The organism is Georgenia sunbinii, assembly GCF_036421875.1.
In the GTDB taxonomy this organism is placed as follows: domain Bacteria; phylum Actinomycetota; class Actinomycetes; order Actinomycetales; family Actinomycetaceae; genus Georgenia_B; species Georgenia_B sunbinii.
This window is the reverse complement of the sequence record NZ_JAZGOL010000003.1, coordinates 1-15,025: the sequence shown is the minus strand read 5'-3', so window position 1 is coordinate 15,025 and position 15,025 is coordinate 1. Positions and strand designations below refer to the sequence as shown.

Sequence of the window (15,025 nt, the reverse complement as noted above, 5' to 3'; positions counted from 1 at the left end):
TGCTGGCCGCTGATGCGGGGCGGTCAGAACGGCAGCGGCCCGGTGTCCGGTGGCCGTGACGGGACGACGCCGCGCAGTGTGACCCGTCCGCCGCGGTCCCGGCGGTAGACGTGGCCGCTGGGCGTTGTCCACTCGAAGGCGCCGCCGCCGAGGTGCTTGAGCTGGAAGGCACCGCTGGTCTTGATGAGGTGGTCACGGACGCACAGGTTGCCGAGGTTGATCAGCGCGGTGGTCCCGTTGTTGCTCCATGCGACGGTGTGGTCGAGCTCGCAGATCCTGGCGGGGCTGGAGCAGCCCGGGCGCACGCAGGTCCCGTCCCGGAGGCGGACCAGCTCGGCGAGGTCGGCCGGCGGCCGGTATCGGGTGCGGCCGTGGTCCAGCACGATGCCGGACAGCGGATCGGTGACGATCCGGCGCCAGGTGCCACCGATCGCTGCCGCGCGGGCGACGGCCGGCGAGATCGGGCCGTAGCCCTCGAGCTCGGCGACCTCCACCGGGTCCCGCTCGAGGAAGGCGAGGAGCTCGTCCTCCTCGGGCAGCGGCACGAGCTCGGCGGGGGAGTCGTGCTCATCGGTCAGTGGTGGCGAGCCGGGCGGTGGCGAGCCGGTGGCTGGCGAGCCGGGCGGTGGCGAGCCGGGCGGTGGCGAGGCGGTGGCTGGTGGGTCCGTGGTGCTTGCGGAAGGTGAGGATCGGCCGACGGCGGTTGCCGGCAGGCCGAGCTGCCGGGCGATGTCCGGGGGGAGCAGTACCGAGAGCGGCACCGTGACGTTGATCCGGGCCCGGCTGCCGCCGATACGGCCCAGCGGCATGAACGTCGAGGCCAGATGACAGCCGCCGGACCGGTCGGGTGGCCGACCGGGCTCGTCGATCGGGTCGGCCTGCGTCGACGGTGGCTCCTCGGTGCTGGTGCTGGTGCTGGGCGCGGCGGTCCCCGTCGGACCGATGCCGGGCACAGCTGTCCCCTGGGCGTCGGTCGCGGCGAGATCTGCGGGGCTCTCGTGGCTGGCAGGGCCCCCGGTGCCGTCGACAATCCTGCTCTCGGGAGGGGGAGTGGGAGCCGGAGCAGCAGCGGGAGGGGGAGTCGGAGCGGGAGCGGGAGTGCGAGTGGGAACCGGAGTGGGAGCGGCAGCGGGAGTGGGAGCCGGAGCGGCAGCGGCAGCGGGAGCGGGAGTCGGCGTCGGGGAGGCAGCCGGCGGCGGCGCTGTCGGCGTCAGACCGACGTAGCCGTTCGCGAGCGCCGCGTGGCCCATGAGCGCGAGGGTGTCGGCACGGAGCTGGTCGAGGGTGCGCTGGTCTCCCCTTTGACGTGCGGTGCGGGCCGCGGTCTCCAGCGCGAGGTCGAGGGTGGCGGCCTCGGTGGCGGGCAGGATCGCCAGGATCGAGGCCATCCCGTCGGGTAGCTGGCGGGGATGGTCGACCCGGCGCTTGGCACGCGCCTTGGCGTGCAGGTGGTCGGCGTCGTCGTGCGCGAGCGCGATGACAGCCCGCCGGATCGCGGCGACGAGCTGGGAGTGGGTCTGCAGGCCGGCGTCGGGCAGGACCTCCTGCTGGACCCGGAAGGCCATCTCTGCCGAGTAGTCCTCGAGCATCGACACGATGGTCGAAGCCTTCTGCACGTCGATGTCCCCGGTCACGAGCGCCTGACCGGTGTCGGCGAAGGTTCCCCGGAAACCTCGACCGTTGCGAACCATTCGCCGCGCCGCCCAGCGCGAGATCCCGAGCCGAGGAGCGAGCTCGTCGGCCGCCATGTTGCCGGCGTCGACGGGGTGCGGGAGCGCACCCCGGCTGTTGACGAGCGGCCGGATCGCGAGCTCGCCGGCCATCCTGGTGAGCCCGGCGTTCGCCCATGCCGCTAGCCGCTGGTAGGCGGCCGCCATCTCGACGAGGGTGTCATCGTCCGCCTCTCTGGCGTTCATTGCCTCGAGCTCACCGGCGAGCTCGGCGTCCGGCGCCCGGGCAGCGAGGTCGTCAGCCGTCATCATCGGCGCAGGTGCAGCACCGGACTGACCGGGGCCGTCGGTCTCCTCCGGCACGGCTGCGTCGTCACCGGCGAGATCGCCGTCGAGGTATGCGGCGTCGAGGAGGGCGTCCATCATGCGGTGGTACGTGGCCTGCTCGTCGCGGCTCAGGCCCTCGACGGGGCGGGGCAGGACCATCCAGCGGAGGTACTGCTCGGGAACGTCATCGAGGAGGGTCATCGTCCCTCCCTCCCGGCAGCGGCGCCGTTGAACCTGTTTCCACGCTATCGGTGAGCACTGACATCGACGGTGGTGCCTGCGTTCCTGCTGATCAAGACGCTATCGCTGAGCACTGACATCGCCGCCCGCGCGGCCCTTCACCTTGACGATGACCCGACGCTGGGCCGCCTACTTACTTCGTGCGCGGCTTGTCCGGCCGGACCACCCACCACAGGACGGACAGACCGGCAGCGGCGCCGGCCGCGCCGAGGCCGGCGCCGATCGCCGCGCTCGAGAGCAGGTGCTCGGCTCCTGCACCTGCCTCGTGACGCACGGAGGCAACGGCGATCATGCCGGCGACGGCTGAGGCGAGGACGACCGCCATCACTCGTAAGAACCGAACGCGGCGCGCGGTGTCCGAGGAGGTGAGCCAGGTGCCACGGTGCCGCCAGGCGACGACCAGGAGCACGATCAGGCCGACGGCGGTGCTCAGGTGCTGGAGAAGACGATCCCAGCTGAGGGACCCGACGGCGTCGGCACGCAGCGTGGCGAGGTTCTGCACGACCCAGCCGTCGCCGTGGGTGAACGAGTCCCAGACCACGTGGGTCAGCAGGCCGAGCACGAGCGAGAGCACCACCCACCCGAGCCACAACGGCCTGGGTGCCCGCCGGGTGGCCTCGGCGCTGGAGCCGGCTGGCAGCGCCCACTGGGCAGGTCTCGCGCAGAATGCCAGGGCGAGGTAGAGGACGAGAGCCAGAGGTAGTCCTACGGTCACTGCTCCAGGCCAGTCATGCGTCGTCGTGGGGTTGAGGAAGGGCTCCCACCAGGACTGCGCGCTGACGGGGATGCGCAGAGCTCGCAGGAAGTACGGCATGTCGGGCGCGAGGGCTCCGGCCACGAGGGCGGTGGGCACGAGCGGTGCGCGCATGAGCGGCAGGACGGCGGCAGGGTGGGCAAAGGTCAAGGGCATGGGGGTCTACCTCGAAGACGGGAGCCAGCGGTCGTCTGAAGACCGCGCCGGGTCCGTGGGGCACGGGGCAGGGGTGGTCGTCGGGGGACAGCGTAGGGGCTCGCTCGTACTGGTCACATCCACCCAGGGGATCACTCCAGCGCGGCGGGACCCTGCTCGACGAGTACACGGAACTGCGCGGCGTCAAGGATGGGAATGCCGAGGTCCTCTGCCTTGGCGAGCTTGGAGCCGGCGCCGGGACCGGCGGCGACGTAGTCGGTCTTCTTGCTCACGCTGCCGGCAGCCTTGCCGCCGGCAGCGAGGACGGCTTCCTTGGCGCCGTCGCGGGAGTAGCCCTCGAGCGCGCCGGTGACCACGACGGTGAGCCCGTCCAACACTCCACCGGTGCTGGTCGCAGCTCCGGGGCCGGTGTGACCAGGGATGGCGAAGCGCACCCCGGCTGCCGTCCAGCGCTCGACGATCTCCTGGTGCCAGTCGACGTCGAACCAGTCCTTGACGGCGTCGGCGATGATGCCGGCGACGCCGTCGACCGCGGCCAGCTCGGCGTGCTCAGCTGCGCGGATGGCGGGGAGCGAGCCGAAGTGCTGAGCCAGCGCCCTGGCCGCGACCGGGCCGACGTGCCGGATGTTGAGCGCGACGAGCTGGCGCCAGAGCTCCTTCGTCTTGGCCTTCTCCAGCTCCTCCAGCAGCGTCAGAGCCTGCTTCGACGGGTGGATCTTGCGGAAGTCCTTCTTCACGCCCGCCTTGCGACGCTCGGCCATGGTGGCGTCCTCGTACCCCGGTGGGTACGTCAGCTCGACGCGCTGGAACGGCGCGCGGCGCACCGGCTGACCGTCCTTGTCGACACGAGGCTCGCCGGTCTCGGCGTCACGCACGACCACCTCGATCGGCACGAGCTGCTCGAGCTCGAGCTCGAACAGCCCTGCCTCGGTGGTCAGCGGTGGCTCGGCGGGGTTGGAGGGCTGGGTGAGTGCCGCCGCCGTGACCTCGCCGAGGGCATCGACGTCGAGCCCGCCACGGGAGCCGGCGTGCTCCACCCGGCCGCGCACCTGTGCCGGGCAGGAACGGGCGTTCGGGCACCGCAGGTCGATGTCGCCCTCCTTCATCGGACGCAGGGGAGTACCGCACTCGGGGCAGTTCGCGGGCATGACGAACTCGCGCTCGGTGCCGTCCCGGCGACCGTCCACCGGCCCGAGAACCTCGGGGATGACGTCCCCTGCCTTGCGCAGCACGATGGTGTCGCCGATGAGTACCCCCTTCGCCTTGACGACGTCCTGGTTGTGCAGGGTCGCCTGGCGCACCGTGGTGCCGGCCACGTGCACGGGCTCCATCACCGCGTAGGGCGTGGCCCGGCCGGTGCGACCGACGCCGATCCGGATGTCGAGCAGCCGGGTGTGCACCTCCTCGGGCGGGTACTTGTAGGCGATCGCCCAGCGCGGCGCGCGGCTCGTCTGGCCGAGCTCGGCGTGCAGGGCGAACTCGTCGACCTTGACCACCACGCCGTCGAGCTGGAACTCGACCTCGTTGCGTTCACGCCCGTATTGCTCGACGAAGTCACGCACCGCCTCGATGCCGTCGAGCACCTTGGTCCTCGGGTTGGTCGGCAGTCCCCAGCCGGCGAGCAGCTCGTACACCTCGCTCTGCGCCGACACCGGCGGGTCGTCCCAGGCGCCGAACCCGTGGACGAACAAGGCCAGGGAACGGAGCCTGGCGATGCCGGCCTCGAGCTCGAGCCCCTCCTTCTTGTCGAGCTGTTGCCGCAACCCGCCGCTGGCGGCGTTCCGCGGGTTGGCGAAGGCCGGGAACCGGCGTTCTGCGCTGGTGCGTGCCCGGTCCTCGTCGAAGGGGCCACGAGTGCCCGCTGGCCGTGCCTCCCACCGGGTGCGAGCCTCGTCGACGGCACGCTCGCGCAGGTCGGCCTGGAGGGCGTTGAGCTCCTCGAAGGCGGCGACGGGGATGAACAGCTCACCGCGCACCTCCACCAGAGGGGGGTGGCCCTCGCCCGAGAGCCGCTCCGGGATGATGCCGAGCCGCTTCGCGTTGCTCGTGACGTCCTCGCCGACACGGCCGTCACCACGGGTGGCGGCCGAGGTGAGCGCGCCCCGCTCGTAGCGCAGCGAGACCGCCAGCCCATCGATCTTCAGCTCGGTGAGCCAGGCAACCGGGCGCCCGGCCGCCGCCTGCGTCTTCGCGCACCACTCGGCCAGCTCTTCCGGCGAGAAGGCATTGTCCAGGCTGAGCATCGGTTGGGCATGCTCGATGGTCGGTAGCGCGGTCGCCCCGGGCGCCCCCACGCGCTGGGTGGGGGAGTCCTGTGTCTGCAGCTCCGGGTGCTGCCGCTCGACCTCCTCGAGCCGCTGCATCCAGCCGTCGAAGGTCGCGTCGTCGACGAGCGAGGTGTCCTGGCCGTAGTACGCCTCGCGCGCCTGCTCGATCCGCTCGGATAGCTCGAGGGCCTCCGCCCGTGCCTCGTCGAGAGATTGCTCCGGGTCGCCCGATGGTGTCGCTGTCACGCGGGCAAGTCTACGAAGCCGCGGCCCGCACGCAGCATGTCGGCGCTCGCGGTGACATCGGCGGTCAGCCGACCACTACCTGGACGAGGACGATCTTCGCCACCATGCCCAGCGCGAACAGCGCGGCGTAGCCCGACTCGATCCGCTCGTCGGTCATCCGCGAGTTGGCGTAGGCGAGGATCGCCGGCTGCCCCACGAGCCCGGCCAGCGCACCTGCGCCTCGGGCCGAGCTCTGGCCGAGCAGCCGTGCCAGCAGCACGAAGCCGACGGCCGCCACGGTCACGAGGATCACCGCGAGCAGCACCACCCGCAGGCCGAGCGCCGTCGCCGCCTGCGCCGCGAACGCCTGCCCGGAGGCGAGACCGGTGGTGCCGAGGAAGAGCAGCAGGCCGAGTTGACGGATCGTGAGGTTCGCCGCCGTCGGTAACGCCCACACCACCGGACCGGTGCGGTGCAGCCGGCCAAGGACCATCCCGACGACCAGCGGTCCGGCCGCCGAGCCGAGCGCGAAGGCCAGACCACCCGGCAGCGGCAGGGTGAGGAGCCCGAGCGTCAGGCCGACCGCGAGCCCGGCCCCGAGGGACAGTGCGTCGATCTCGCTGACCTCGCGCTCGGAGTCACCGAAGAACTCCGACGCCTCGCTCAGCCGGCCGCGCGGCAGCACCACCCGTACCCGGTCACCGAGCTGGAGGACGAGGTCGTCGTGGGCGAGGATGTCGACGTCGCTGCGCCGCACCCGGGTGACGACGCCGTCGAGCCGCCCGGGGACGTCGACCTGCCGCACGGTACGGCCGGCGATCTGCGGGTCGGACACCACGAAGCGCCGGAAGTGGACGACGCTGCGGTCGTGCGCGAGGTGCTCGTGCACCCGTCGCCCCAGGTGCGTGACGGCGTCGGCGACCGCGTCCCGCGAACCCACGACGACGACGCGGTCCCCGGCACGTAGCTCCTCGTCGTCGCCGACGACCCGGGTCCGGCCGTCGCGCGAGAGGTAGGAGAGCCGGACCTCGCCGGCGGTGAACCCGGGGATGTCGTCGAGGGGGCCGGGGTGCTCCACCTCGACACTGACGTCGACGAGGCTGATGCCGGCCGCCGGGACGTGGTCGCGGCCGGCCGGCCAGCGCCGAGCGAGCACGAGCGAGACGACGACGATCGTCACGACCACACCGACCGGGTAGGCCAGGGAGTACCCGACCGCCGGCTCCTGGGTGCCGGCAGCGGTGCTCGCGGCGGCCAGCGCCGGTGTGCTGGTGAGCGATCCGGCGAAGGCGCCGGCGGCCATCGTGGGCGAGACGTCCAGCACCCGGGCGGCGACGACGGTGAGGCCCGCGACGACGGCGAGCACCCCGACCCCGGCGACCATCAGCGCCAGCTGGCTACGCAGGTTGCGGAAGAAGGTCTGCCCGGCCGCCAGCCCGACGGTGTAGACGAACAACGCCAGCCCCAGCGTCTGCACCAGTTCCAGTCCCAGCCCCAGGCGCGGGTCGAGCGCGCCGACGGCCAGCCCGACGAAGAGCGCGCCCGCGGCGCCGAAGCGCACCGGGCCGAACGGGACCGCGCCCAGCAGCGTGCCCAGCGCCACGACGAGCATGATCGTCAGCAGCGGGGTGGCGACAAGGGCATCGATCATCGTCGTCAGCCGGTCAGAAGAGCCACCGCAGCGGGTGGAGCAGCTCCTCGATCACCCGGACGTGCCACGGTCGGGACTCCCACTCCTCGAGGGTGAGCTGGCGGGCGTTGGACAGGTCGGTCTCGAAGATCTGCTCCATCCGTCCTGCGAGGTCCCGGTCGTAGACCTCGAGGTTGATCTCGAAGTTCCCGCGCATGGACATCCGATCGATGTTCGTCGTGCCGATGGTCGTCCAGCGCCCGTCGACGGTGCCGGTCTTCGCGTGCACCATCGCGCCCTGGTAGAGCCAGATCGTCACGCCGGCGCGCAGCAGCCGGCTGTAGAGCGAACGTGCCACCCAGTCGGCGAGCACGTGGTTGGAGACCTCGGGGATGAGCACCCGCACGTCCACCCCGCGCCGGGTGGCGGCGACCATGGCGTCGATGAACTCGACGTCCGGGATGAAGTAGCCCTGGGTGAGGAGCACGTGGTCGGTGGCCCGGTCCATCGCGTTGATGTAGCTGCCGCGGACCGGGAACAGCAGGGACGACGGCGAGTTGCGCGCCGCCTGGATCCGCGAGTCCCACGACCGTGCTCCGCGGTCCTCGAGCTCGGGGTGGTGCGGGCGCCGGTGGGCGTTCCAGAAGTCGACGAAGGCGTTGTCGAGCTCCCACACCGCGGGGCCCTCGACCCGGAGGTGGGTGTCGCGCCACTGCGTCGCGTAGAGCTCGCCGATGTTGTAGCCGCCGACGAAGCCCTGCTCGCCGTCGACGACGACGATCTTGCGGTGGTTCCGTCCGGACTTGCGCATGTTCAGCGTGAGGACGCCGGGCCGGATGAGCGGGAAGCGCAGCGTGTGGACCGGCGCCGGGATGCGCTTGAACGCCTCTGGCACCACGAGGTTGCCGAACGAGTCGAACACCACGTAGACCTCGACGCCGCGCTCGGCCGCCGCGATGAGCTCGTCCTTGAACTCCTGACCGACCGGGTCGGCCTTCCAGATGTAGGTCTCGAAGAAGATGTACTTCTTCGCCCCGCGGATCGCTTCGAGCATCGCCCGGTACACGTCGACGCCGTAGGTGTAGACGGTGAACTCGGAGTCGGCGACGGTGACCGCCTGCGGGTCGGTGCGGGGAAACTCGCCGCCGGGCGGCTCCCGGCGCTTGCGCACCGAGTCCACGCCCCACACCGTGGCGGCGGCAGCAAGCTGGGCAGCGGCGAGGCCGAGGACGGACCACTTGGCGGCCCGCCGCAGCCGAGGACGCATCCAGGTGTGGAGGCTGTGCAGGCTCATGGCACCACTATGTCAGGACGTGACCGACGGGCCGGGTTGCCCGGGTGGCGCGATAGACTCGGCAGCCATGTCCACCATCTCTGCAGCCGAGGTCGCGCGCGTCGCCGTCCTGGCCCGGATCGACCTCACGGAGCAGGAGGTCGAACGCCTCGCCGGCGAGCTCGACGTCATCGCCTCGGCCGTCGCCCAGGTCAGTGAGGTCGTCACCCCCGACGTCCCCGCCACCAGCCACCCGATCGCACTGACCAACGTCATGCGCGACGACGTCGTCGAGGAGCCGCTCTCCGTGGCAGACGCGATGGCCAGCGCGCCGCAGAGCCAGGACGACCAGTTCCTGGTGCCGCAGATCCTGGGGGAGGACGCATGACCGAGCTCATCACGGCCACCGCAGCCGAGCTGTCCGAGCGGCTGCGTGCGGGGGAGGTCAGCTCCACCGAGGTCACCCAGGCCCACCTCGACCGCATCGCGGAGGTCGACGGCGCCGTCCACGCCTTCCTGCACGTCAACGGCGAGGAAGCGCTGGCCACCGCCCGAGACGTCGACGATCGCCGCTCGCGCGGCGAGGAGCTGCACCCGCTCGCCGGCGTGCCGATCGCGGTCAAGGACATCGTCGTCACCAAGGGGCAGCCGACGACGGCGGCCTCCAAGATCCTCGAGGGCTGGGTCCCGCCGTACGACGCGACGATCGTCACCCGGTTGCGCGAGGCGGGGCTGCCGATCCTCGGCAAGACCAACCTCGACGAGTTCGCCATGGGCTCGTCCACCGAGCACTCGGCCTTCGGCCCTACCCGCAACCCGTGGGACCTGGACCGGATCCCCGGCGGCTCCGGCGGCGGCTCGGCTGCGGCCGTGGCTGCCTTCGAGGCGCCGCTGGCCATCGGGACCGACACCGGCGGCTCGATCCGCCAGCCCGCATCGGTCACCGGCTCGGTCGGCGTCAAGCCCACCTACGGCGGGGTGTCCCGCTACGGCCTCATCGCGCTCGCCTCCAGCCTGGACCAGGCCGGCCCGGTGTCGCGCACCGTGCTCGACTCGGCGCTGCTGCACGAGCTCATCGGCGGTCACGACCCGCGCGACTCGACGTCGCTGCCGGGCCCGGTGGGCGACCTCGTCACGGCGGCCGCTTCGCAGGACCTGCGCGGCCTGCGCCTCGGCGTCGTCAAGGAGCTCGGCGGGGAGGGGTACCAGTCCGGCGTCGAGACGAGCTTCGCGGCTGCCCTGGAGCTGCTGCGCGGCGCGGGCGCGGAGATCGTCGAGGTCTCCTGCCCGAGCTTCGTCCACGCACTGGCCGCGTACTACCTCATCCTGCCGGCTGAGGCGTCCTCGAACCTCGCGAAGTTCGACGGCATGCGTTTCGGGCTCCGGGTCGAGCCGGCCGACGGGCCGCTGACCGCCGAGCGCGTCATGAGCGCGACCCGCGGCGCCGGTTTCGGTGACGAGGTCAAGCGACGCATCATCCTGGGCACCCACGCACTGTCGGCCGGTCACTACGATGCCTACTACGGCAGCGCCCAGCAGGTCCGCACGCTCATCCAGCGCGACTTCGCCGCGGCCTTCGAGCAGGCGGACCTCCTCGTCTCCCCGACCACACCGACGACGGCCTTCCCCATCGGGGAGCGCATCGACGACCCGATGGCGATGTACCTCATGGACGTGGCCACGATCCCCGCCAACCTCGCCGGTATCCCCGGCATCTCGGTGCCGAGCGGGCTGAGTGACGACGGTCTGCCGGTCGGCTTCCAGGCGTTGGCCCCGGCCCGCCAGGACGCCCGGCTCTATCGCGTCGGCGCCGTCCTCGAGCGGCTGCTCGACCAGCAGCGCGGTCACCGGCTGCTTGCCGACGTGTCCCTCCTGCCCACCGCCACCGCTGAGGAGGTCTCCCGATGACCGCCACCACGCCCGAGCTCGTCGACTTCGACGAGGCCCTGCGCCGGTACGACGTCGTCATCGGCATCGAGGTGCACGTGGAGCTGGGGACCGCCTCGAAGATGTTCGACGGCGCACCCAACGAGTTCGGCGGGGCGCCGAACTCCCACGTCACCCCGGTCTCCCTCGGACTGCCCGGCACGCTGCCGGTCCTCAACCGCACCGCGGTGGAGTACGCCATCCGGATCGGCCTCGCGCTCGGCTGCGAGATTGCCGAGAACTGCCGCTTCGCCCGGAAGAACTATTTCTACCCCGACGTCCCGAAGAACTTCCAGACCTCGCAGTACGACGAGCCGATCGCGTTCGACGGCGAGATCGACATCGAGCTGGAGGACGGCACGACGGTCGCGATCCCCATCGAGCGCGCGCACATGGAGGAGGACGCCGGCAAGAACACCCACGTCGGCGGTACCGGCAACCGGATCCACGGCGCCGAGCACTCCCTCGTCGACTACAACCGCGCCGGCGTGCCGCTCGTCGAGATCGTCACCCGCCCGATCACCGGCACCGGCGTCAACGCGCCGGAGGTGGCTCGCGCCTACGTGAGCACGCTGCGCGACCTCTTTCGCGGGATCGGCGTCTCGGAGGCCCGGATGGAGCGCGGGAACGTCCGCGCCGACATCAACGTCTCGCTGCGGCCCGGTCCGGACGCCCCGCTGGGCACCCGCACCGAGACCAAGAACGTCAACTCCTTCCGGTCCATCGAGCGCGCGGTGCGCTACGAGGTCTCCCGCCAGGCCGCCGTCCTCGACGCCGGTCGCGCAGTGGTCCAGGAGACTCGTCACTGGCACGAGGACACCGGTACGACGTCGTCGGGCCGGCCGAAGTCCGACGCCGACGACTACCGCTACTTCCCCGAGCCGGACCTCGTGCCGGTGGCCCCGAGCCGCGAGTGGGTCGAGGAGATCCGCGCCTCGCTGCCCGAGCTGCCCGCGCTGCGCCGTCGTCGGCTGCAGGGCGAGTGGGGCTACGCCGACGCCGAGATGCGGGACGTCGTCAACGCCGGCGCGCTCGACCTCATCGAGGCAACGGTGGCCGCCGGGGCCGATGCCGCCGCCGCTCGCAAGTGGTGGATGGGCGAGCTGGCTCGTACCGCCGGGTCCGAGGGAGTCGAGCTCGGGGCACTGGCGGTCACCCCCGCCCAGGTCGCCGAGCTGGCGTCGCTGGTCGAGTCAGGCCGGATCAACGACAAGCTCGCCCGCCAGGTGCTGGCCGGCGTGCTCGCCGGGGAGGGTGCCCCGGAGGCCGTCGTCGTCGCCCGTGGCCTGGAGGTCGTCTCCGACGACGGCGCGCTCATCACCGCCGTCGACGAGGCGCTGGCCGCCAACCCCGACGTCCTCGACAAGATCCGTGGCGGCAAGGTCCAGGCCGCCGGCGCGATCGTCGGTGCCGTTATGAAGGCGACCCGCGGCCAGGCCGACGCCGCCCGGGTCCGCGAGCTCATCATGGAGCGCGCCGAGGCCTGACCCGAACCACCAAACGCCGCGAGAGCAGACTTGTCCACGGACGGGTCTGCTCTCGCGGCGTTCTCAGCGGAGCCAGCTGTTGCCCACCTTGCCGGCCCACCACTTGCCCAGCCCCCACTGGTCCCCAGCCAGCGTCACCGCCGGGATGATCAGCAGCAGCGCCTCCATGACGTGGGAGTCGGTGACCGGGTTGGTGCCACCGAGCACCGCGGGGATGGCAGCCAGGTACATGAATGCCATGAGGAGGGTGCCGGTGACGGCCGCGACCTTCAGGCCGGCGCCGGTCATCACGGCGACGCCGATCCCCAGCAGGCCGAGCATGAACAGCCAGTCCCCGAGCGGGTTGGCGAACAGCTGGAAGAAGCCGGCGAACGGGCCTTCGATGCCGTTGATGTACCCCTGTGCCGGGGTGCCACCGTTGATCCAGGCCCGCTCAGCCGGGGTAGCGAAGCCGAGGCCGAACAGCTTGTCGATGAAGGCCCAGAAGAACACCCAGCCGATGAGGATGCGGGAGACGGCCAGCGTCTTGCGAACGCCGGGGCGCGTGACGATGTCCTCCATGTACATCGGCTTCGTCGCCGGGGAGGTGGTGCGGACTGTCGTCGGAACGGTCCTCGTAGCCATCTGACTGCTCTCCTTGGGTGGTCGGTGCGGGCTGTTGAGAACAATCCTGGCTGCACCGGTTGTCCCGGTTATGGGGCTAACGTCCCGAGATTGGACACGGTCGCAGAATCGTGCGCAGCCGGTGGGGACGGAATGTGGCGCCGTCACGGAGTGCCTGCGGGACAACACCAGGAGCGCGGCGGATACTTACGGTGCACGCGACGCTGCGTGCACCGACGAGAGGAGCCGGCCGCAGTGGTCATGCCGAGCCCGAGTTACACGATCACGATGCGCGTCGAGACCCCGGCGTCGCAGCTGGCGACAAGTGAGCTGGTGGCGGCGGCTGCTGCCACCGGGGCGTCAGTGACGGGCGTCGACATCGCCCACTCCACGACGACGACGCTGACTGTCGACCTCACCTGCGACACCGTCGACGGCCCGCACAGCGAGCAGGTGGTCGAGGTGCTCGGCGGGTTGCCCGGCGTGCGGGTACTGAAGGTCTCGGACTCCACGTTCCTCATGCACCTCGGTGGGAAGATCGAGGTTGCTCTCAAGGTGCCGTTGCGGACCCGGCGCGACCTGTCGCGTGCCTACACCCCAGGCGTGGCACGGGTCTGCCTGGCGATCGCGGAGCGGCCCGAGGACGCCCGGCGGCTGACCATCAAGCGCAACACCGTCGCCGTCGTCACCGACGGGACGGCCGTGCTGGGCCTGGGCAACATCGGCCCGGCCGCGGCGCTGCCGGTGATGGAGGGCAAGGCCGCGCTGTTCAAGCAGTTCGGTGACGTCGACGCGTGGCCGGTGTGCCTGGACACCACCGACACCGAGGAGATCATCGCGATCGTCAAGGCGCTGGCCCCGGTGTATGGCGGCGTCAACCTCGAGGACATCTCAGCGCCGCGGTGCTTCGAGATCGAGGCCCGGCTCCGGGCGGAGCTCGACATCCCGGTGTTCCACGACGACCAGCACGGGACCGCCATCGTCGTCCTCGCCGCACTCATCAACGCGCTCAAGGTGGTGCGCAAGGAGCTGTCCGAGGTCCGCATCGTCGTCAGTGGTGTCGGCGCTGCAGGTTCGGCCGTCATCAAGCTGCTGTACGCCCAGGGAGCCCGGCACATCGTCGGCTTCGACATCGACGGCCCGGTCCGCCCGGGCGAGGAGCCCGCGGACGACAACCGGAGCTGGCTCGCCGCGCACACCAACCCGGGCGACTTCGCAGGGACGCTGCCGGAGGGCCTCGTCGACGCGGACGTCTTCATCGGCGTCTCGGCCGCGAACATCCTGAGCGGCGAGGACGTCGCCCGCATGGCCGGCGACGCCGTGGTGTTCGCACTGGCCAACCCGACGCCGGAGGTCGACCCGATCGACGCGTCGGCGCATGCCACCGTCGTTGCCACCGGCCGCAGCGACTACCCGAACCAGATCAACAACGTGCTCGCGTTCCCCGGCCTCTTCCGAGGGTTGCTCGATGCTGGCGCACACCAGATCAGCGAGGAGACCCTCCGTCGGTCCGCCGTCGCGATCGCGGACGTCGTGGGCGAGGGCGAGCTCAACCCCTCGTTCATCATCCCGGGCGTCTTCGACACGCGGGTTGCCGAGGCAGTGGCGGAAGCCGTGCGAGGCCTGGCCGCGGAGCAGCGTGAGGAGCAGCAGACCGGCACGGCGATCGGGGAGCTGCGTCGGGACCCAGAGCTCAAGGCAACCTCAGCAGCGGCCGGCGCCTCGTCGTGGGGACCGCTGGAACAGCTGGAATGACGCGGTCGGGCACCGCTCCGACGTCTGATGGGGACGTTGTGCGCTGCCTCACAAGATCAGGACCGCCCGCTGTAGAAAGCCACAGAACCCAGCAACCAGGCCGATTCTGGCCCTGCAGTGAGCGTCCGCCTCGGCTTGACCAGGCGTTCCGAGCCTGCCTATGATCCTCTAGCACCGCAAGGGAGACACGGACAGCAGCTCGCAGAGCTTGGTGGCCGGTCCCGCGGGTCAGACAGTCTGGAAGATCGCCTCACAGGCGATCCCACTGACAGTCGGGCAACTTGAGACGAGATCACCACGATGGCCGGCCAAGCCGGTTGGACAAGGTGAAGTCGCTCAGGTAAGGTTAAGAGGTTGCCCCGGTTCGGATCTGGTCTTGATAGGTCGGTTCGGACGGTGTGTGTCTGTTTCTTGAGAACTCAACAGTGTGCCAAGTTTTTTGATGCCATATGATTCTGGGTGTCATTGAGCTGCCTGCCAGTCTTGGTGGGTTGTTTGGTGGTGCTTAGGGTCTATTGTTTTGTTTTGGTTATCATCTGCCTGTTATGGGTGGGTGTTGCCTGGATTGGCTCATGGCTCTTCGGGGTTGTGGGTTGTCTTCGTATGGTTGGTGCCTGTGCCTTTCGGGGTGTGGGTGGCTAAGTTTTTCTACGGAGAGTTTGATCCTGGCTCAGGACGAACGCTGGCGGCGTGCTTAACACATGCAAGTCGA

General features: G+C 70.7%; 10 protein-coding genes and 1 rRNA gene. 5 read left to right on the top strand and 6 right to left on the bottom strand.

Translation table 11 applies throughout. From position 1 onward, the window contains the following. Window positions 1-23 precede the first annotated feature (23 nt). The 5 genes from V2J52_RS07885 to V2J52_RS07865 all read right to left on the bottom strand — a co-directional run bounded on the left by V2J52_RS07885 (window position 24) and on the right by V2J52_RS07865 (window position 8,563). On the bottom strand, window positions 24-2,198 hold the full coding sequence (locus V2J52_RS07885) for an HNH endonuclease signature motif containing protein (protein ID WP_331227148.1): 2,175 nt from the start codon (window positions 2,196-2,198) through the stop codon (window positions 24-26). A gap of 172 nt (window positions 2,199-2,370) precedes the next feature. Further along, window positions 2,371-3,147, bottom strand: a complete 777-nt coding sequence (locus tag V2J52_RS07880) for a DUF4184 family protein (RefSeq protein ID WP_331227147.1) — start codon at window positions 3,145-3,147, stop codon at window positions 2,371-2,373. A gap of 131 nt (window positions 3,148-3,278) precedes the next feature. After that, window positions 3,279-5,660 (bottom strand): NAD-dependent DNA ligase LigA, encoded by a 2,382-nt coding sequence (gene ligA / locus V2J52_RS07875; protein ID WP_331227146.1) that lies wholly within the window; start codon window positions 5,658-5,660, stop codon window positions 3,279-3,281. A 64-nt stretch (window positions 5,661-5,724) separates the two neighbouring features. Then, window positions 5,725-7,290 carry an aspartate:alanine exchanger family transporter gene (locus V2J52_RS07870; RefSeq protein ID WP_331227145.1) on the bottom strand — a complete coding sequence of 522 codons (1,566 nt, stop codon included), beginning with the start codon at window positions 7,288-7,290 and terminating at the stop codon, window positions 5,725-5,727. 13 nt (window positions 7,291-7,303) lie between these two features. Then, window positions 7,304-8,563: a phospholipase D-like domain-containing protein gene (locus V2J52_RS07865; protein ID WP_331227144.1), complete on the bottom strand. Its 1,260-nt coding sequence runs from the start codon at window positions 8,561-8,563 to the stop codon at window positions 7,304-7,306. 67 nt (window positions 8,564-8,630) lie between these two features. Between V2J52_RS07865 and gatC the strand changes: the two genes are divergently transcribed. The 3 genes from gatC to gatB are packed head-to-tail and all read left to right on the top strand — an operon-like array spanning window position 8,631 to window position 11,955. Further along, window positions 8,631-8,930, top strand: a complete 300-nt coding sequence (gene gatC / locus V2J52_RS07860) for an Asp-tRNA(Asn)/Glu-tRNA(Gln) amidotransferase subunit GatC (protein ID WP_331227143.1) — start codon at window positions 8,631-8,633, stop codon at window positions 8,928-8,930. Next, the gene (gene gatA, locus V2J52_RS07855) at window positions 8,927-10,450 is read left to right on the top strand and encodes an Asp-tRNA(Asn)/Glu-tRNA(Gln) amidotransferase subunit GatA (RefSeq protein ID WP_331227142.1); all 1,524 of its coding nucleotides are present in this window, start codon (window positions 8,927-8,929) and stop codon (window positions 10,448-10,450) included. The genes gatC and gatA overlap by 4 nt, the downstream gene beginning before the upstream one ends. Continuing rightward, entirely contained in the window at window positions 10,447-11,955 is a 1,509-nt protein-coding gene (gene gatB / locus V2J52_RS07850) for an Asp-tRNA(Asn)/Glu-tRNA(Gln) amidotransferase subunit GatB (protein ID WP_331227141.1), read from the top strand. Before gatA ends, gatB begins: the two co-directional genes overlap by 4 nt. A 63-nt stretch (window positions 11,956-12,018) precedes the next feature. On the opposite strand, the gene V2J52_RS07845 is transcribed toward gatB, so the two are convergent. Further along, window positions 12,019-12,579 carry a DoxX family protein gene (locus V2J52_RS07845; protein WP_331227140.1) on the bottom strand — a complete coding sequence of 187 codons (561 nt, stop codon included), beginning with the start codon at window positions 12,577-12,579 and terminating at the stop codon, window positions 12,019-12,021. Between the two features lie 234 nt (window positions 12,580-12,813). Between V2J52_RS07845 and V2J52_RS07840 the strand changes: the two genes are divergently transcribed. Together V2J52_RS07840 and V2J52_RS07835 are read left to right on the top strand one after the other, a co-directional pair. Beyond that, window positions 12,814-14,313, top strand: coding sequence for an NAD(P)-dependent malic enzyme (locus V2J52_RS07840; RefSeq protein WP_331227139.1), 1,500 nt, complete (start codon window positions 12,814-12,816; stop codon window positions 14,311-14,313). Between the two features lie 647 nt (window positions 14,314-14,960). Then, window positions 14,961-15,025, top strand: a 16S ribosomal RNA gene (locus tag V2J52_RS07835); the annotation flags it as partial.

Coding starts and splice junctions, on each gene's coding strand:
- V2J52_RS07885 (WP_331227148.1), bottom strand. CDS start 2,198: ATGACCCTCCTCGATGACGTTCCCGAGCAGTACCTCCGCTGGATGGTC.
- V2J52_RS07880 (WP_331227147.1), bottom strand. CDS start 3,147: ATGCCCTTGACCTTTGCCCACCCTGCCGCCGTCCTGCCGCTCATGCGC.
- V2J52_RS07870 (WP_331227145.1), bottom strand. CDS start 7,290: ATGATCGATGCCCTTGTCGCCACCCCGCTGCTGACGATCATGCTCGTC.
- V2J52_RS07865 (WP_331227144.1), bottom strand. CDS start 8,563: ATGAGCCTGCACAGCCTCCACACCTGGATGCGTCCTCGGCTGCGGCGG.
- gatC (WP_331227143.1), top strand. CDS start 8,631: ATGTCCACCATCTCTGCAGCCGAGGTCGCGCGCGTCGCCGTCCTGGCC.
- gatA (WP_331227142.1), top strand. CDS start 8,927: ATGACCGAGCTCATCACGGCCACCGCAGCCGAGCTGTCCGAGCGGCTG.
- gatB (WP_331227141.1), top strand. CDS start 10,447: ATGACCGCCACCACGCCCGAGCTCGTCGACTTCGACGAGGCCCTGCGC.
- V2J52_RS07845 (WP_331227140.1), bottom strand. CDS start 12,579: ATGGCTACGAGGACCGTTCCGACGACAGTCCGCACCACCTCCCCGGCG.